Origin of the sequence: Nonomuraea antimicrobica, from assembly GCF_039536965.1 — a bacterium.
Classification (GTDB): Bacteria; Actinomycetota; Actinomycetes; order Streptosporangiales; family Streptosporangiaceae; genus Nonomuraea; species Nonomuraea antimicrobica.
This window is the reverse complement of sequence record NZ_BAAAZP010000032.1, coordinates 1-20,070: the sequence shown is the minus strand read 5'-3', so window position 1 is coordinate 20,070 and position 20,070 is coordinate 1. Positions and strand designations below refer to the sequence as shown.

At 61.8% G+C, this 20,070-nt stretch carries 7 protein-coding genes; 4 read left to right on the top strand and 3 right to left on the bottom strand.

The window, feature by feature from the left end; genetic code table 11:
• Positions 1 to 102: 102 nt before the first annotated feature.
• Positions 103 to 1,758, bottom strand: a complete 1,656-nt coding sequence (locus ABD844_RS09710) for a DUF6119 family protein (RefSeq protein WP_344875167.1) — start codon at positions 1,756 to 1,758, stop codon at positions 103 to 105.
• A 797-nt stretch (positions 1,759 to 2,555) separates the two neighbouring features.
• Here ABD844_RS09710 and ABD844_RS09705 point away from each other — a divergent pair.
• Genes ABD844_RS09705 through ABD844_RS09690 form a run of 4 tightly spaced genes read left to right on the top strand, consistent with a single transcriptional unit; the run spans position 2,556 to position 12,480 of the window.
• Positions 2,556 to 5,768, top strand: coding sequence for an ATP-binding protein (locus tag ABD844_RS09705; RefSeq protein WP_344875165.1), 3,213 nt, complete (start codon positions 2,556 to 2,558; stop codon positions 5,766 to 5,768).
• The gene (locus tag ABD844_RS09700; RefSeq protein ID WP_344875163.1) at positions 5,765 to 6,244 is read left to right on the top strand and encodes a DUF7680 family protein; all 480 of its coding nucleotides are present in this window, start codon (positions 5,765 to 5,767) and stop codon (positions 6,242 to 6,244) included. The genes ABD844_RS09705 and ABD844_RS09700 overlap by 4 nt, the downstream gene beginning before the upstream one ends.
• A 12-nt stretch (positions 6,245 to 6,256) precedes the next feature.
• Complete coding sequence (locus tag ABD844_RS09695) at positions 6,257 to 9,178, top strand: DUF1156 domain-containing protein (protein WP_344875161.1); 2,922 nt, start codon at positions 6,257 to 6,259, stop codon at positions 9,176 to 9,178.
• Between the two features lie 2 nt (positions 9,179 to 9,180).
• Positions 9,181 to 12,480 (top strand): DEAD/DEAH box helicase, encoded by a 3,300-nt coding sequence (locus tag ABD844_RS09690; RefSeq protein ID WP_344875159.1) that lies wholly within the window; start codon positions 9,181 to 9,183, stop codon positions 12,478 to 12,480.
• 737 nt (positions 12,481 to 13,217) lie between these two features.
• On the opposite strand, the gene ABD844_RS09685 is transcribed toward ABD844_RS09690, so the two are convergent.
• Together ABD844_RS09685 and ABD844_RS09680 are read right to left on the bottom strand one after the other, a co-directional pair.
• Positions 13,218 to 15,506 carry a hypothetical protein gene (locus tag ABD844_RS09685; protein WP_344875157.1) on the bottom strand — a complete coding sequence of 763 codons (2,289 nt, stop codon included), beginning with the start codon at positions 15,504 to 15,506 and terminating at the stop codon, positions 13,218 to 13,220.
• 1,573 nt (positions 15,507 to 17,079) lie between these two features.
• Complete coding sequence (locus tag ABD844_RS09680) at positions 17,080 to 18,969, bottom strand: DUF2075 domain-containing protein (RefSeq protein ID WP_344875155.1); 1,890 nt, start codon at positions 18,967 to 18,969, stop codon at positions 17,080 to 17,082.
• Positions 18,970 to 20,070: the final 1,101 nt, after the last annotated feature.

Genomic DNA, 20,070 nt, shown 5'->3' with positions numbered 1-20,070 from the left:
CGTCGGACTCGCGATCATGCTGTGATCAGCAAGTGCCCGCCGAGGATGAAAACAGCTCAGTGAACCTGCATCAGCGGAACGTCGCGTACGTCGAAGTCCCCGTTATGCTGCCTCCGTGTCATGAGCCGACTCAACTGGAATTGCAGCGACCTCGACCGTCACGCCGTACTGCCGCATGAGCGTGTCTGCGAGGTACACGAGCGCCACCTGCGCGAACGGGTAGAGCGAGTCGGGGGTTAGTTCCTTGTCCTTGAGGAGGATTGCCAGTATGACCTTTTCGGGTCTGAAGTCCTCCGGTACCGTGAGCCGGCCGCCACTGAGCCTCGAGACTTTGGCACTGAACTTTGCCCGCGCCTCCGGCTCCTCGTACAGGGCCTGGGTGGAGATGAGTGCCTGGTTGAATTGATGCCCCAGCGGTTCGGAGCTGGCGGCCGCCTTGACGTGGACCAGAGTGTGGCGGTCAGTGATTCCATCACAGGCCTCCATACCTCTGCCCCTGCTGTGCTGGGGCGTTCGGACGAGGTATCGGTCGAGGCAGACGTACATGGCTGGGCCGAAGTGGCGCTGCATCCGCTTGTTATAGTCCTCCTCGGTCTCGTCCGGATGCCACGGCAACATGGCGAGCTCTGGCTGTTCCACGACCAGTTCGCGCATTCGGCGCTTGATCGAATCCAGATAGACAGTGCCGCATTCGTACCACTCACCGTCACTGAGCTGGTAGATACGCGGCCCGATTGGCACGGTGGCCTCGATCCAACGGATCGCTGAGGTGTGGCCGATTGACTGCGTACCTTCGCTGTCGGAGCACATGTCGATGCGACCCTCCCGAAGTGCGGCGACGGGGGTGCGACTGTACTGGACCTTGCAGCGCCCCCGGAGGTCAGCCAGGTCAAGCTCCTCCCTGACAATGGGCACGCTGCCGACTTTGATGAGATAGGAGCGACAGCCATGGCGACGCTCGCCGAGATCCGCCGGGATGACGAGTTGCACCCGGATGTCGCCGCTCTCTCGTAGCCCTTCGTCTAGCAGCGCGTCTAGTCGCTGGGACAGCACCTCGTCGCCCACTGGTTGGATGGCCTCAAGCGACTCGAACTCGGGACGCACCTGGCGATCGCGGATCTCGTTGAGGCGCCGCAGCAGTGCCAGGAATTTCGCCTGCTCCAGCGGGATCGGGAGTCGAAGCCCGTCTCCGCCTTCGACAGAAATCGACTCACGGTGGTTGAGGCCCAGATCAGACGCTTTGATCAGGCCGCCGAGCCTCTTCACCAGCTCGGTGTAGCCGCGCACCCCGACGACGCCAATAGGAATTCCGCCCGGGGCCATCGTCGAGTCCTGCCGGGAGAAGCCGCCGATTGCCCGGCGGACGACATCCTGGACCTGGCCCGGGTCGACAGTGCGTAGCGCGCAGCGAAGGCCAAAGCCGCGCTCCTTGATGCCGGAGATGGACAGATGGCCCTGGCCGAAGCCAAGCGCGTAGACGTGACCGTCGGCGGCGATGACGAGCACTGCCTCCGCCTCCTGCCTAAGGAGGGCAAGGGGCAGGCCCGTGAGCTGGGACAGTCTTGGACACCACTCAGGCTCCGTAGTGGACCGCTGGCTGTAGTAGAGAATCGCCGGCGCGCCTGCGATCTCGAACGCGTGGAAATCGACGCCCGGCCCTGCCAGGCGACCGGAGGTAGTAGCGTCGAACATGCCCTCCATGGTCGGCCTGACGCCGGTGATTCGATAGACGGTGGCCCTCAGTATGGTGGACGACATGGCTTTTCTCCAGGGGGAGCCGAGGCGGCTAGGCCGCCTCTGGTATTTGCCTACACCAGCTACGACTGAAAGCGTTGTCATTTAGTTCGCTATTTTTTTTGCGGCTTTTATGCTAATGCCATGGGCTCTACCCGATAGGTCCATCAAGGATGCCACGTAGCAGATTTAGTGCATATGGCCACTTTTGGTTTTTATTTTGGCACCACACGTGCAGCACGTCGCATTCTTCCGCTTTTAAAATGAAATGCCCGTTGGGCTTCGGCGACTCCGTGCAGCGTCTGATGCTGGAAGCAAATGGAGCGGCTTCCGTGCAGAGAGGTACGGTGGCGTACCCGCCCGCGCTCGTCCCGCATCGATGCTCACACAGGGGGAAGACATGGAAGCGCAGGATTTGCGTACACGTGGCTGGTCGGTCTCGCGATCGCGCGGCATCTGGGACGGAGCCGGCCGACAATCCGGCGTATCCGAAATGGTGGTTTCGGCCTATGCCCATCCGAGCACGGCGAGCAGCCCAGGTTTCACGGGCAGGAGCAGCGAATACTTGCGCCTCAGACGCTCCGCATGCCTCGCACCTCGCCCAGAAGTTGACGTGCCAGATAACAACTTAGACGCGAATTGATCATTGCTTTACCGCGCCCAATAACATCTGGTGTTATGTAAGGCTCGGGGCGATGTGGCGAAATCTCACACTCCCGGACCTCTTGAGCGCGTTAATAACGATGGGGTGGAAGCTTGTGGCACATCTGGTACCTCTCCGGGAGGTATGTCATCCTCGCGACGATGTCCTCGAAGGCGGGTTGGCAGACAACCACTTCGCAGCTCAGCTGGACAAGGTGGTCCGCGACGCGGAGCACTATCCGGTGTACGGCGACGCGGAAGCGTTCTTTGCGCAGACCTACCCCACGAGCGGCCTGAAGACGCTACTCACCAAGACTTTCGGCCGCCTCAGCGGACTGAAGGGTGTCGCGGGGGAGAACGGCGTACTTCGCCCGACGACCTCGTTCGGTGGCGGTAAGACCCACGGTCTGACCGCCGTCTACCACCTCGCCAAGGGTGCCCGGCCGTCCAACATCACTGAGTTCCTCGACCTAAGTCTGCTTCCCGACGGCCCGGTCCAGGTCGCGGCCCTGGTCGGCGACGCGCTCGACCCCACCGCGGGTATTGAGACCAACGGCCATCGCACTTACACGATGTGGGGTGAGATGGCTGCCCAGATCGGCGATGACGCGTTCGCAGCGATGGAGGCGAACGACACCCAGCGCACCGCTCCGGGCACCGCCACGATCAGGGCCGCCTTCCGTGGCAAGCCGACGGTCGTGATCATCGATGAGTTAGCCAAGTATCTGCGCGCGGTGGCCTCCTCCGGGAGCGAGGACATACGCCGCATGGCCGGCGCGATACCGGTCTTCCTCGGCAACCTCTTCGAAGTCGCCTCCGATCCGACCAACAGGGTCTCGGTCATCATCACGCTGGCCGCGACCACCAACGCGTTCGGCGCGGAGACCACCGAGATCAGTGAGCTGACCGGTGAAGAGAAGGAGAAGACTGACGCCGCCAACGCCGCCTCCGTCAAGGCCGCCCAGGAGATCGGCGACGTGCTGACCCGCGCGGTGCAGCCGAGCGCGGTGATCAAGCCGGCCGATGACAATGAGATCGGCGAAATTCTCAAGAAGCGCATCTTCGCTTCCGTCGACGAGGACGCCGCCAAGGCAGCCGGGGACGCTTACCGGGACTTTTACGAGAAGCTCGCCAAGACCGAGCAGCTCGCCGGCGGCGCCGAACACCCGGCTTCCTACGGCGATTTGGTCGCCAAGAGCTACCCGTTTCACCCCGAGCTGGTCCGCGTCCTCGATAAGCGCCTAGGCAACATAACCGAGTTCCAGCGCGCCCGCGGCGCCCTGAAGCTCCTGGCTGAGGTCGTGGCCAACATCTACGCCACCAACGACAACACGGCGATCATCAACGTCGGCGACATCGACTATTCCAACGAGCCGGTCCTCAACCACCTCACCGACGGCCTCGGCCGCGCCGAGTACGCGAGCGTAGCCAAGGGCGACTTCGCCTCCAAAGCCTCCCACGCCGCTGTCGTCGACGCCGACGTCTTCCCCGGCAAGCCTGCCTATGCCACCCGCGTGGCCCGCACCGTATTCACCCACTCCCTGGAGATGGTGTCCACTGCGGGGGCAGGCCGCAACGACTGGCTGGTCGGCACTCTGCGTCCCGGCGAGGACGCCACCATCTTCGAGAAGGCGTTGACCGAGTCGGAGAAGGTCTTCTGGCACCTGTCGTACGACGGTGCTCGCTGGCGCTTCAACATCGAGCCCAACGTCAACGCCATCATCGAGACCGAGAAGCGAAACGTCGCCAACACCGCGGTGGCCGCGGAAGTCGATAGCCTGATTAAGAAGGCGTTCGCCAACGACGGTGGCATCACCGCGATCCATTTCCCATCAGGCCCTGCTGAGATTCCGGACAAGGACGCGCTGCGTGTGGTCGTACTCGACCACGATGTCGTCACCGTCGACCCAGCCCACGCCGACCAGCCACCGGCACAGATCATAGAGATGCTCGACAAGGTCGGCTCGGTCGGTACGCCGCGCAGATACCGCAACTCTCTGGTTTTCGCCCTGGCCGACGCCGAGCAGGTCCACGTGCTTAAGGACCGTGCACGTGCCCTGATCGCCTCCAACAACCTCGCTGCCGATACCCATCGGCTGGGTCAGTTCAGCGAGGAGGTTCGCAAGAAGGTCGAGGCCTACGACAAGGAGGCCCGCCTCCAGGCACGCATCGCGGTCACCCGGTGCTTCAAGCACATCTACTACCCGGCCGACGAGAAGGCCACCGGCTACCTGCGCCACCGGGAGCTTCCCGCCCAGTCCCAGGGCGACCCGAAGAACGCCACCTCTGCAGTCATCACCCTGCTGACCGACGAGGACAAGATCCGTACTAGCCCGTTCACCGCCTCCTTCCTGCGCAACCGCACCTGGGCCAACAAGGAGGCCACGAGCACGGCAGCGATCGCCGACTACTTCTGGTCCGACCACAAAGCCTCCATCGTTCGCAATACCTCCCTGCTGCGTGACGCGATTGTCAACGGCGTTAACCACGACCACTGGGTCTACTACGACTCGGCCAGCGGCAAGGCCTACACGGCCAACAGCCAGGCTGGCATGTCGATCGCCTTCAGCGCCGACGCCGAGGTCATGACCATGGCCGAGGCACAGAAGCGTGGCCTGTTGGTCCGTAAACCCACCCAGACTGACCTTCGTTCAGTGCTCACCAGCGACCAGCTCACCGGCGCCGACGTCCGCACCCGCCTTGAGGCCGTCTGCGGCGGCGAGCCCTCCAAGACCGACGTGCTCGACCTGTTAGCCACCGCCGTCCAGTCCAGTGAGTACAGCTGGTTTGTTGTTACCGACATCGAGCCTGCCGCCAGCGTCCGGGCGCTCTCACCCTCGGCGATCAAGGACAAGGGCCTCGACACCCTCCACATCCTCCCCCGGGAGGCCGCCGATGAGATCGGCGTCGAGGTCCCCACTCGCATTGCCACCTCCAAGACCTTCACCGCGAACGGCCCCGGTGGCGCGGCCATGCAGACCCTTCTTGATGCTGTCTCCGACTACGCGATCCGCACTATCAGGACTCTCACTTTGAAGGTGGGCGCGGATACTGCGTCTGGCACTAGCGACATCGACCTCGCCGTCGTCTCGCTCGGCATGCTGCAGAAGCAGACCATCACGGTCCGTTCCACTATTCGCGCAGAATACAAAGGTCTCACTGGAGGCGGCATCCAGTTCCAGGGCACCGCGGAGCGCGCCGACTTCCAGGTGGCCTATGGCCACGCCAAGAAGGCGCTCACCGCCGCCACGAAGGTGGTCGGCGACCTCACCCTCACCTTCCGATTTGACCCGGCACTCGACGTCAACGACCCGCAGTTCGCGCAGATCCATGACGTCATCAAGAAGCTCGGTATGAAGAGCACCACCATGACTGCAGAGGTGACCAAGTGACCGCCCCCCAGTACGTGACGACTGCCATGAGCCGTCGGCTCGCTGCTGTCACGGGCGTCCGTGGTTTCCGTCTGATCGTGCAGCCCGGCCGTGGCGAGATCTACGGCCTCACTATCGAAGAGACGTACGGCAAGGCTGGCTCTGTCCTTGCTACGGCCGTCGTCACCCTCACCCCTCAGCAGACGGGCCGCGTCATCGACGCCCTCTTCGCAGCCATAAGGGGATCAGGCCACCAGCCCAGTGTGCTGACCTTCACCCGGAAAGCACCCATTCGGCTCACCGAATCCTACGGCGTACGCCTGGCCCTGATTCTGATGGCCACCCAGCCCATTGCCAAGCACGAGCGCGTCCGTGCACTCGTCGCCGGCATCAACGCCATGAGCACGGAGGAGACCTACTACTGGTACTCCAAGTGCATTGGCATCGACGCCAATCGCGCCCGCAAGGCCCTCCGCACCCTCCTCTCCGACGACTGAAAGAGCCACCTCATGAGCACCAAACCGCGTGTCCTCATCGAGGACTGGCTTCCCGTCGCTGAGCTCGGCATCGAGTCCCGCCGCGAAGCGGCCCCCATCCCGGGCCAGTTTCCGAAACTGAAGGCACTTCACGTATGGTGGGCGCGCCGTCCGCTGGTGGCGTCGGCCGCAGTCGTGTTAGCAGGCCTGCTCCCTACATGGAACCCACAGCTGGGCGACGCCTTTCCCGACCATCCCGAGTTGTCGAACCCGGCAGCCTACAAACTCTGGGTCCTGAAGTTGGTTGGGATTTGGGGTGACCCCATTGCCGCACGCCGACGGATTGCCGCCGCCACCGAGCGAGGGGAGACGCTGGGTGCAGCCGCATACGGGTACCGTCCGGCCTTCAAGAACCTACCGGGCGCTGGCGACATGGCACTTCTCCACGAGGTATTGCGTCACACCTGGGGTGGCTCCCTGCCGTTGGTGGCGGACCCAACCGCAGGAGGTGGATCCATCCCCTTCGTCTCAGCTCGATTCGGTCTTCCTACCGCAGCGAATGATCTTAACGCGGTAGCCGCCACCCTTCTGAAGGCCGGGGTCGAGATCCCCGTCCATTTCGGCCATGAGCTGACGCCTGAGCTCAAAAAGTACGGGAACCGTTGGCGTAGCAGGGTAGAAGAAAGGCTTGGCAAGTTCTTCGTCTACGAGGAGGGTGAGAAATACCTTACCTATATCTGGGCGAACGCCGTCCGCTGCCCGCGCACGGGCGGGCTCGTACCGCTCATCACTGATCAGTGGCTGGACAAGGCCAAGGGCCACGAGACAGCCGTGCGAATCGTCGTGCACGACCAAGACGGCAACCTCCTGAGCGAGCCCACCTTCGAGATCGCTCGGGGCGACGAGATCGACTTCGCCCCCTCTGCCGGGCTGATGACTGGCGGCACAGCCCGCAGCCCTTATGACGACCTTGCTATTGATGACGCTTACATCAAGGCCGAGGCTCAGTCCGGTCGGTTCGAGCAGGTTCTCTACGCGGTCTACTACCGCAAGACTGACCGCACCAAAGGATATCGGGCGCCAAGCAGCGAGGACGCGGCTTACCTTGAACGCGCCAGTGACTATCTCGCAGAGCATCGGGCTGGCTGGGAGGCAACCGGCTGTCTCCCCGCAGAGGAGATCACCGGAATCTCGAACTACGACCGCGGCCACCGGATGTACGGGATCACCAAGTGGACCGAAATGTTTACGGAACGCCAGTTGGTCGTCCACGCCGTCTTCGCAGAAGAACTGCAACGTCTCCTGACTGAGGCAGAAGAGGAGCTTGGGCAGGAGAGGGCTCGCGCGCTGCTGACGGTGCTCGGGATGCTCCAGGCCAAGGCTTTGAACTACAATGCCAAGTCGATCTCTTGGAACATCAACCGGCAGTCGATCCGAAGTGTCTTCGAGAAGCACAACTTCACGTTCAGATGGACCTTCGCTGAATTCCAGGGCTCGCAGGAACTCCCCTCTTTTGCGCTAGATCAGGTTCTTGAAGCGTACGAACAGCTGGTCACGCTGGTCGGACATGTGTCGCCAGATTCTTTGGTTGAGTCTCAAGTCCAAACACCGGTCATAGTGACTCAGGGGACTGCAGCCAACCTCAGCGCGCTGGCGTCGGGGAGTGTCTCCCACCTGTGTATGGATCCGCCGTACTACGACAATGTCATGTACGCAGAGCTGTCTGATTTCTTCTACGTCTGGGAGAAAGCAACACTCGGTCGCCTTTATCCAGACTTCTTCGCCGACACGGAGACCGACAAGGAGAACGAGGCGATCGCCAATTTCGCACGCTTCGCTGCGTTCGGGCGACGGAAGAAGCAACTTGCGGATGCCGACTACACAGCGAAGATGACCGCAATCTTTGCGGAGTGTAGTCGTGTTCTGCGAGAGGACGGTGTCATGACCGTGATGTTCACGCACAAGAAGGCCGAGGCGTGGGACGCGCTGGGCTCCGCCATCATCGACGCGGGCTTCACGATCGAGACATCCTGGCCGGTAAACACCGAGTCGGAGACATCGTCCCATCAGAAGAACAAGAATGCAGCGAATAGCACTATTATGCTCACCTGCAGGAAGCGCGAGCAGGATGAGAGCAACGGACCGATCTACCTCGAAGATGTCGAGGCCGAGATCCGGCGCGCAGCTCGCGATGCGGTGCTTCGGTTTCAGAACGACGGCATCGGCGGAGTCGACCTTCTGCTCTCAACCTATGGGCCAACGCTATCCGTCATCTCGCGTCGCTGGCCCGTGTACTCCTCAACACCGGACGCGAGCGGGCGCGACCAACTTCTTCGGCCCGAGGACGCCCTGTCCATGGCTCGGGAGGAGATCGTCGACCTTCGCCGGGCGAGGCTTATTGGGCAGGGCGCGAAGTCCGACACGCTGACCGACTTCGTCCTCCTCGCTTGGGACACCTTCGCGGCCAGGGAGTTCCCGTACGACACAGCCCGCCTGCTTGCCCTCGCGGTGGGCGGTCTTGATGTGGACAAGCTTGAGCGCGCGAGGATTCTCAAAAAGGGATCTGGCACAGTCAAGCTCCTAACACCCAGCGAGCGAGTGCGGCGCGGTGCCGAGAGCGATCTTCCCGGAGTACGCCCGGGCGCAGAGTCCTTCGCGAACGTCATCGATGCGGTCGACACGGCCCTCTACATCGCTGAACACGACAACTGGCCAGCGGCCAAGAGGTTTCTCGACAAGCACGGCTACACCAGCGACGCAGGGTTCAACGCCGTACTGCAGGGCCTTGCCAACGCGATTCCCCGTACGAAGGTCAAGGGCGCGTGGGCGGTGCCCGAGGCGGGTCGTCTTGACACGATGTGCACGCTCTATTTCCCTGACGTGACCCTGCCCGAGGCCACCGACCTAGCCATGCAGGATGACGACAAGCCCGACACTCTCTTCGAAATGGCGTGAGGTTGGCTGAGCACGACGCCCTGTTTCCCGGTGCCGCTGCCAAGCCACCGGCACAGGTTGGTCTCTTCGAGCACGATCCAGCCACGGCCGAGGACTCGTTTCGCAACGTGACGCTTAAGTCGATGTACTCGCCCGACGACGCACCGTTCGAGACGTTCTACGAGCCGTTGCTTTCCCGAGCCATTGCCTACGACCGAGCGGTCGGCTACTGGTCCGGGGCAGAGCTGCAATTTGCCGCACAGGGCACCGCGCACTTCATCGCCCGTGACGGCGTGATGAGACTCATCGTCGGCGCCCAGCTCGCTAAGAAGGACGTCGACGCGGTGCTCTCCGGCACCCCACTCGACGATGTGGTTGCCGAGCGTCTACTGGCTGACCCTGGCCTGGAGGGCACGAAGATCGTGCAGAGCGAGCATCTCAGCGTGCTGGCCTGGATGGTCGCCAACAACCGGCTCCACATCCGAGTCGGCATCCCGGTCGACAAGCATGGCCACCTGCTTACCCATAAGGAGTCGGGCCGTTACTTCCATACCAAGTACGGCGTCTTCACAGACCGTTACGGCCACAAGGTCGCGTTCAGCGGCTCCAACAATGCCTCGGTCACCGCATGGGTGAAGAACCACGAGACCTTCGACGCCTACCGCTCCTGGCGTACCGAGTCCTGGGAGGACTACGGCAAGCCCAAGGAGCGAGCCTTCGATCAGCACTGGCGCGGCCACCCCGACGCGGGTTGGGCGGTCATCGATCTGCCCACCGCCGTCCGAGAACACCTGATAGAGCACGCTCCTGACAATCCGCCGTTTCCGCCCGGCACTCTCGTGCCGCAGCCGAGGCCCGAGGGGGCCGATCACAAGACACCGCCTGCCGAGGTGGACGTCGATATCCAGGTGGCCTGGGACGAGCTGGTCGCTCTCCGGGATGCGCCGAAGGCGTCCGCGTGGACCGGCGTGGGAACAGCGTGGGCTCAGCCGCTGCCGCATCAAGCCGAGTTGATCCACCGCGTGGTGTCGACGTACCCGCGAGGCTATCTCTTCGCCGACGAGGTCGGTCTTGGCAAGACCGTCGAGGCAGGCATGGTGCTACGTGAGCTCTTCACCTCCGGCAGGGCAAGAAGGGCCTTGCTCCTAGTGCCGGCCTCGGTGATGAAACAGTGGCAGGAAGAACTCCACGAGAAGATGAATCTCGACGTCGCCCGCTACGACAAGGGCAATTTCGTCGACCGGTTCGACCAGCCCCTCGAGACTGACTTGAATGCCAACCCCTGGTCGGCCTTTCCGATTGTGCTTGCCTCCTCCCACCTCGCTCGCCGCCGCACTCGCCGTACCGAGATCCTCGACGCCGGACCGTGGGATGTCGTTCTCGTCGATGAGGCCCACCACGCCCGCCGCCGCGGCTCCAAGGCGGCCGACACTCCCAACTCCCTGCTCACGCTGCTCCAGGAGATGAAAAGGCGCCACCTATGGCGTGCGCTCTACCTGGCTTCGGCGACCCCGATGCAGATGCACCCCCACGAGGCCTGGGACCTCATCGAGCTCCTCGGGCTGCCGGGCAAGTGGGGTGAGCAGGCGTTCTTCTTCACTCAGTACTTCACCTACCTCGGCGACCCACCCGAGAGACGCGGCTGGAAACTCATCTGCGACATGCTGGAGGATTACCTCTCCGACCCGCTCGCTGAACACGACTACGAGCTGGAGCAGCAGGTCAACGATGCACTCGGGTGGGCCGACGCGTTAACGGTGATCGGGATGGCCGGCAACCCCCCTTCGCCTGACCTCAGGGCACAGTTCCCCAATGCCACCTCCGAGTGGATGGATAAATGGGCTCGCCGCCACACCCCGATGCGCGATCGAGTTTTCCGCAATACCCGCAAGACCATGCGGGCCTACCAGGCGGCCGGCATCATCCCGGCCTCGGTCGTCATCCCGTATCGACACGTCACCGACGAGTTCATCCCCCTGGCGCCGAACGAGCAGAGGCTGTACGACCGTATCGAGCAGTACATCCGCCGCCACTACAACGCCTACAAGTCCGACAAAGCCACCAGGGCCCTCGGTTTCATCATGACCGTCTACCGGCGCCGGCTGACTTCCTCCTTCGAAGCGATCAAGCAGTCCCTTCAGCGCCGCCTTGACGTACTCGAGCAGGGCAAGAGCCTGGCCGACCTCCTCACGGACGACGATGGCGCCGACCTGGAGAGCTCTCTATTCGACCCCGAGGCCTTCGACGTCCGCGCCGACCGCCTCAAGGAGGAGATCGGCGAGCTCCGTTCCTTCCTCAACGACCTCGGCGACATCACCGGTGAGGACACGAAGGCCAAACAGCTCGTCGAGGATCTGGCCGAGTCGTTCAAGACGTATGACTCCGCGGTGGTCTTCACTCAATACGCCGACACCATGGACTACGTCCGCGAGCGCCTCCTGGCCGCCGGCTACAACAAGCTTGGCTGCTACTCCGGCCGCGGCGGCGAGATTTACGATCCGGTCGCAGGGAAGTGGAACCCGGTTACCAAGGCCGAGATCAAGAACCGGTTCCGCAACGGCAGTATCGAGGTCTTGATCGGTACCGACTCGATGAGCGAGGGCCTCAACCTGCAGACGTCGGGCCGCCTCATCAACTACGACATGCCATGGAATCTGATGCGCGTCGAGCAGCGCATCGGTCGCATCGACCGTATCGGCGCTACCTACAGGCATCTCCAGATCAGCAACTACTTCTACCAAGACACTGTCGAGGAGCAGGTCTACAAGGGCATCAAGGAGGACTACGACGACTTCACCAACATAGTCGGCGGCGCTGCACCTGTCCTTGGCACTGTCGAGAAGGTCATCGAAGACCTCGTCCTTGCTGCATACCTCAGCGATGAAGTCATCGCCAGCGAGATCGCCAGCATCCGAACCCAAATCGAGGACATCAACAACCAGCCCGTCAGCACCGACGACCTCGGCGCCCCCGACGACGGCATCAGCATCAAGGCTCCACCGGACCTGGTAGGAGACATTACTCCGCCAGTCCTTGCCACCAAACTTACGAACAACCTTCTCTCAGGCCGCTGGCTGACCCCAGACGACGGACGCCCCGGTATCTATAACCTCTTCCTTGCGCGTGACGACGCCCGTGTGTCCTTCATACGTTCCGACGGCGCGATATCCATCGAGCGCTACTTGGGTCAGCCACCCATGGCCTCAGTCCCCGTCACATTCGACCGCGACATCTGGGACACCAGCAGCGACAGCGACCTCGTCTTCCTGACCTACGGGTCACCCGAGTTGGCCTCACTCCTCCCCCGCGAACCCGGTGAGTGACAGATGGCGGCATGGATAACTTCAGCCGGACAGCAGCGCGATCTTGCGGTGGCGGGTCATGATGCTGCCATTCTGGTCTCACCGCAGCAGCGTCCAAGATCTGTTCGTGTTCTGGTCCGTGGGCGTGCCGGGATCAGCGAGAAGTGATGCGAGACGCCAGCAGGCGTAACCGCTGCTCACCGACATGATCCTGCCATATCCGCGGATGACTGCATCGTGGTCAGGGAACATCCAGATCTACGAGGGGGGTTCGCCATTGGATGATGCGGTGCTCGGCTGCGGGGATATACGCGGGACGATCTTCCCTGACTCGGACTGTCCATAAGCAGTTTCCCAAGCTTCAAATCACGTATGGAGCCGGAGAAGGGATCGCTCTCCTACAGCTGGGTTGAGTTCACTTCCTCGGCACGCGGCTACAATGAGCCAACCCAGGCAACAGCGAGTATCGGGCTCTTTGTTTCTGAACGACCCCTAGTAGTGCTTTGTTAGGTTCGTCGGTGGTCGTTGCGGCATAGCGGTTGTAAACGCTGGTAGCCGGTCGAGCATGTGCCGGTCCGGGTCGCGAGCAGCAGTTGCAGTTCATGTACGACTTTGTATAGGGCCAGGCTAGTGTACCCGCTTTGGGGCGTGTCGCCAGTGTGGTGAGATACAGGTGCGCGGCAGTGACCGGGGGGACATGGCGATGTCAGTCGGTCCAATCCTCACCGAACGATAAGGATCAGAAACGTTCGCAGAAATCAATCCGTGGATTCAAGTTCAGATTTCGTCGATTCTTTAGCAGACCTCGCCACCGCGAAATCCACTCCTGTGAATCGTCTACCAGTCCCTCGGTCGATATATTGGCGCGCAAAGTCGCTCTTAAGTTTGTCGATCGCCCTAGAGATTACAACGGTCTTACGCGCGTCATCAAGATCCACTGCCTCCGCCACCGTATCCATTATCTTATTGAACGCGTCAGCATGCATACGTCGGGCTAATTTGATTCCCAGCAGGCTCGGAAATACAGAAGCGAAAGCCTGGCGCGCCTGCGATGCAGTGGGCGCAAGGGTAAGGAAGTTCAACAGGAAGTCAGGACGCATTACGTAGCGCGCCCCATTTGAGCTTACGATATCCCGAGTATATTTCAGGATCGCCGTTTCGGCCGTAAGCCACCAGGTGGAATATCCAAACTCGGATACCCTTGAGGTTTCGCGACGCTTTTTACGGTTCCCATAGATGGCGAGTGCCATAAGAGCGTCATTACGCGCAAGGCGTGCGTCTCGCTTAACCTCGGCAAGATGCTGCGTAAGCTTGTCTACTTGTTGGAGATCGACAAGTCCTTCAAGGTCCTCAGTGGACTCATAGTGAAAGCCATACGCGACTTGAAGATATTGACGAATTTCATCGAAGGCTACTTGCTTATGCAAGTCAGAGTAAGTGCCAAACTGCCCGATAAATGTCGCCCAACTTCTAGGCTTACGCTGGCCTTCATTTCCGTCCGCCATCTTGGCATAGAGATAGGCCCGAAGCATTATATGTGGCGCGTTTCTTGCGATCTCATATGTTAGATAGGGCTCAACCTTGGCGATATGATTCTGGTACTCAAAATCACAGATGCGAAGATGATGCACCACTTCTTCTAGTACAGGACCGGGAAGGATAAGCTTGGCGCCGAGCCTGCTCGCCATGAGCAACGTTGTGTGAGTAACGCGATCACTTTCAGCAAGATAACGTTCGCTTAGAGCCTGTATTATTTGGTCAGCGCCTACATAAAGACGGAAGTCTCCAGACATATCCTGGAAGAACTCTATCAACCGAGGCTCGGTATTGAGCGTGAAGAGTAGCGCATATGTACGCGAAAGGCGCCTGAGGTAGTTCCGTTCCACCTCTCGCGAGTCGTATAGCACGCCCCGAAGGATCAGAAAAGCTCCATCGCCCACGCGTTGACCGTACGCGCCAGTCAATCCATTCTCTTGCAATGCTGCCCGCACGGAATCCATGATAGTGGCATACTCTGCCTGATACTCAGAATTCAGGAAGGCCGAGAATTCAAGGCCTTCTCGCTCAAAAGCCAGTTGAATTGCGCGGAGGGCCACCTCGGTAGATTGGCGAATACCTACTTCACCCATACCTTCAACAGGATTTGCCCGCAGGCGGTCATCCATGCTTGCCAGGACTTGAAGCCTAAGGGATTCGTCTGCAGTGTTCTCTTCCTGAAGTCGCTGTCGCACCTCGTAGGGCAGGCAAAAGGTGTTGGGGTCCTTGTACCATTTCACCGCACGACCGCCCGAGTAGGTTTTCTTGGCCATCATCTCCAGGCGTCTTTGCAGCCGCGGTGCCACCAATGAGTGAACGCTAGGCAGCTCTCCATCTATGATCTCCAGAATCTCTTCGGCCGTTCGAAGGATACCTGCGTCTGGGTCAGTACCTTCCAGCGCCCATAGAGCGAGGGCATCGGTGACCGCGTTGACTAGGGATTCATCTCCATCCCGACGTTCTATTTCATGCGCCAGAAAAACGTAAACAGCGGGGCTCTTAACATGCTTGGAACTCGCAATGAGTCCAGACGCACCGACGCTTTTCAGGAAATCGGTGTATTGCTGCAGATATTCTCTGAATGCACCACGCGTTGACTCTCCATCATTCACATGGGCGGCAATGTAATTGCCGTCGCGGATGACAATAGTCACGTCTAGCTCATCTGTAAGGTCTCTTTCTACTCGATCAGAGTACTTCACGACCCTAGAGGTCACATAGATGACCGTTCGGGGGTCTCTGCCGAACTCTTTGAGTCGACTTACGGTCCGACGAATTTTGCCCTCTGTATCTACTTCAATGCTGGCTTGATAGTATGTCTCCCTTCTCCCGGAGTCCTGGTATAGCGTGCCATCGCGTGCGTCGGCCCCTCCGTCCTTAATTCCACCAAGGGGCACAAAGGTTGCGCCTGTCAAGGACGCGTAGAAGGCATTAACGAACCGTTCGAAAGTGAAGCCTTCGACCTTGTCCAACGCGATGCGGATCAGGTCTTCGCTGATGCGATCGGTCACCACGCCCTCCGTCCTCCTGCTGAAAGGGATACTAGTCCTGCCACCAGTGTCTGCAATACCACCCGCTGCCGCCTTGGTCCTTTCTGCGGTACAGCTTTCCGTGTTGCCGACAGGCTCGGGCTCCGTGTGCTGAGACAGGGTACATAGGTCTAGGGGTTGAGCTGCGGGAACGCCTGCGGTCACGCTGATGTGGCGTGCCGCTAGGACGCAGTGTCGTACCTGGTCAGGTGGTGGTGGCGGGGGTGGTCTCGACGATTCTTGGGAGTGGGGATACCGAACTTGGCCAGGATGCTGTTGCGGCTTGGTCAGCCCCTCTGAAAGAAAAGTGTCGCTGGTGACGGTCTTACCGATGATGAGCCGCTCCACCGCCAGCCACCCGGCTTGGACTACGAGCACCACCACTCGGTGACGGCTATCATCAGCAGACGGGTCTACGGCCGCGCCGCCACCATCCGCGACTGGCGCGCCGCCGTCCTGACTGCCGCCAAGACACTCGCCCCGAGTGCTTCACCAGAAGCGGCACTCCCAACCCATCCGACCTTCCCGGCCCGGCGTGTATCAACTAGCCCAAGAACACCCTTCGGAAGACCACCTAAGCCAACCAAACACAACGTTAACCCAGCTCACCTGCCTTGATCACATCGACAGGTTTCGATCGAAGTGAAGCGGCAGCCGTACGCCCCACCGCCGCATCACGCCGAAGGGCGCCGCACCTAGCGGGCAAACACTTGTTACGCCCCCGCAGCGCCCGCTCAGCCCCAAGGCCATTCAACGAGGCCGCCGTCATCAGCGCCTCGACTAGACCCTCGAGCCGAGGCATCAATTGCCGAACGGATGCTCACCTGCCGAATTGAGAACACATGGTCGAGACGACGGCATTCGCCTTGGGATGACCGATTGGACATGGTCTAAGTTCATGTCTTCGCGTCCGCCGGTGCCCAGTGGCCTCCTCGCCGCGCCACCGGCTCGGCGGATAACCGGACTAGGCCGCATTCTTCGAGGTGTCCGAGACGTAGCAGTCTAGGCTGCCGATTGCCGGCATCCCCCACGCCTGCACGAACGCGTGTCGGGTGAGCGTGTCAGCGGCCGGCACCGCCATCCGCGTCCGTCGGCGGAGTAGGAGCAGGCTGTGAGAATGGCCCAGGCGCCAATAGGGCGCCGGTAGGGCGGATCCTCCCCGGGCAGCGGCAGGCGGATCGTACGGAGCAGACCGCGATCGGGCGCTGAGCACCTCTGTTTCGCAGTCCTGCTGGCACGAGAACTTCGGCTCTCGGGTGCGTGTCACGCCCTCGACAGCCGAAGGCGTGCTTCTCCCGGCCTCAGCCGGAGTGAGCTTGTTCCGCTTTGACGGACACCATCGTGCAGCACGCCGAGGCCCTGATCCTGCAGCTGTAGCAAGCAGAGCTGTCCGACGTCGTCCGGCCCTCACAAACGACCATGAGGTGCGGGGTAGAGGGCCGGTACGCCGTCGGACAGATTCAGAGCCCTAGGAACAGGGTGATATCTGAGACACGAGGACTACAAGCGACTTTCGCCCAGGTCACGCCGCGTAAGGATCCCTATATAGCCGCCACTACCGCGGAGCGTTCATGGGCACGCCGTCATAGTCGAGCAGACGAGCACCAAGCTTGGCCAGCATCACGTTGGTGGTGCGGTCGACGGAGTGCAACACTGTGCCGCGCATACCGCGGGTAGCAAGCACCCGGTATGTGTTGCGGACCAGGAAGTCGAAGTCGAGCGCGTTCTCGACCGCCCTGTCGCGGTTCTGGCTGATGTCGGCCTGCCAGCCTCCGTCGCGCCAGACCAGGTCTGGGCCGAAGATGACGCCGGCCCAGGCGTACTCGAAGCCCTGCGCAGTGTAGATGCAGCCGATCTGGCCGTGGCCGCCTGGGTGTGTCGCCCACAGTGTGTGCGGCGGCCTGTCGCCGACCCACTCGTCGCCCTGGACGTTCCATGGCCTGTTCCAGCCATTGATGCGTATGTTGTCGACCAGGGTGCCGTCTTTGCGGGGGGACGACCAGGGCCAGCAGAAGCCGGCCGCGATGCGGGCGGTGCTGTTGGTCTCGGCAGCGCGCCTGTTGAGGAACTTCTCCATCGCCTCGGGGGTGGGGGCGACGTACAGCTCGTAGTTCTCCAGCGGCCGCCACCGGCGCGGCGGTTCCCCAGTCACCAGCCCGAGCAGCTGTTCGACCCAGCGGATGTACTCCGGGTCGCCGCCGCAACGGAACTGGCTGCGCAGGTCGATCCGCAAGACCTCATGCTTCATCTCCTTGGCCGCGTTCTCAATCAGCTGGATGGTGCCGTCTTCGCCGGGACGCACTACCTGATGCTCGTCCAGCAGGAAGACGGGCACGTCCGCCGCACTAATAAGCTGCTTGACTTGGGACGGGCCCGTGCCGGATGCCTGGCGCCTGAGCCGGTGCGCCTCGTCGGCGATGAGCACGTCCAGCTTCGAGCGGAGGGTTTCGAAGCTGTTGAAGTACCGGAAAATGCGCCTGGCGCGCGTGTCCTCGCCGGCGTACTCCCACAGCGTGCGGGTGAAGGATCGGCTGCCGGTGGCGTGCGCAACCTTCAGCCCGTCTTTGCTGCACGCGGCCAGCAGCTCTAAGGCGATCACGCTCTTGCCGGTGCCGGGGCCACCCACGATCAGCACGATCCGCTTGTTGCCCCGGCGGCTCGCTGCCAACTGGACCTTGACGTACTCGACGGCTTTGCGCTGCTCGTCCAGCAAGGGGAAGACGGAGCGTCCCCGCACGCTCTTGTTCACCGCAGTCATCAGGCTGTCGGTCGGTGACACGCGGGCGGACAGTAGGTCGTGAGCATGCTCGAGTGCCATTTCGCCCGAGAGGGTCTTCGTGAGCATGGCCGCGAACCGTTCACGTTCCTCCGGTTCCTGACCGTACATCTGCGTGCGCTTCGCGCCGCCCTCCAGCTCCTGGCTGTCGCCCTGGATGGTCTCGAGAACCGCGGCGGGCATGTTGTGCAGGTTGACCAGACTCATAACCTTGGCGGTCCGCAGCATCGGCACGAAGTCGCGCAGAACCTGCCGGTACCCGTCAGCCTGGACGGCCGGGTGCAGGCGCGGGTTGCGGCCAGGTGCGTTCGGCACGTGCACCATCTGCGTGCCACGCACCGGCCGAACCTGCGACCACTGTTTGTTCTCCACCACCACGACGCAGATTTCACCGGTCTCGCGCTCGCTTCCGACCAAGACGATGTCCATGCGTACGTCGCAGATCGGCGCGGTCAGCTCGACCAGCACCTGCACGTCTTGCAGGCCAGCGCTGATTAGCAGGTCGACGACGGTGGGGATGCTGCCGCCCCACGAGGCGCTCTCGCTCTCTCTCGGCTTCGCTCCGTGCATCGCGACGAAGCGTCGGCGCAGTTCCTCGACCAGATGACCTTGGGCGATGATCTCGGCGAGTTCATCGGCACTGCCCTGGTACAGACAACGCAACGCCACGAGAGCGCTCCTTCGGAACGACGGCCGACGCAACGGTCAGCAGACGGACGGGGGCGAAGAGTGGTGCGAGCCGTACTGTAGCGATCATTGCTGACAGATTAGGACAGATCGGGGCAGCACCCGTGCGCAGATATAAAACTGGCGTCTCCACTGGCCGAACCGCGAACCCGCTCATCTCCCCTCCAAGAGGTGGGCGGAGCGCGCCCACCTGCGATCAGGCGGCCGTCACAATGGCCCTGCCGTTCGGCAACGCGTAACCCCGCCAGGTCCTGCGTACGGGCCGGCAGCGACGACTGCCGCGGCGGCACGGTCGTCGGCCATCTCCGCCTGGAGTCCAGCACAGAGGGTGCCATCAGTGAGGTGCGACTCCACTTGATCGCGGTAGAGGTACGCGGTGAACCACCAGGCAAGGGTGACGAAAAGTGGGCTGCCGCCAGAGAATCGAACCGCCCCGCCACCCTGGAAACGGCTCTTGCAGAAGGAGCCTCGGTGGCGCTCAGCCGGAGCTTGGCAAGCACCGCCTGAAGGCGCGGTGCAGTTCAATGTTGCCGGCGGTCAGATGCGGCGTCAGCGGCAGCCTGCAAGCTTCGATGAGCAAGTGCAGCCTGGTTGTCAGCCCGCCGCGGGACCGTCCGAGCACATGCCGCTTGTGGGGACATGTACGAGGTGATCTTTGGGGGGCACACGCCGCGCGAGGCATCTGCCGAGCTCAGAGGGTGCATCCCAGCTGTATAGCCTCCGCCCTCCTAAGCTGGTGTTATAGCTGCCTCGCGGCTTCCACTCCTCGATCCTCACCGGCCCTGGGGACGGGTCCACACGCATCCAGGTATGCGATTCTCATCTCTGCTGTACAGCCAAGGAGTACACCAACGCACACTCGCGCCAGCACACAACGCCGCTCGCCATCGCCTGGTTGACCTAGGAGATAGGCCTCCTGGCACGGCGGCGCCGTTTACTGCAGATCAGAAGGCGTTCTCCCATACTTCCGCTTCTCGGTGGAGACGCTCGGCCAGCGTCTTCAGCTTGCGTTTGAGGTCGCGCCTAGTGGGCCGTCCCGGAACGTTGACCGGGTAATTGATCTCGGCTGGTGAACCCGTCAGG

What these genes read in the sequence shown, in the direction of transcription:
- ABD844_RS09710 (WP_344875167.1), bottom strand. Translation starts at nt 1,758, where the DNA reads ATGTCGTCCACCATACTGAGGGCCACCGTCTATCGAATCACCGGCGTC.
- ABD844_RS09695 (WP_344875161.1), top strand. Translation starts at nt 6,257, where the DNA reads ATGAGCACCAAACCGCGTGTCCTCATCGAGGACTGGCTTCCCGTCGCT.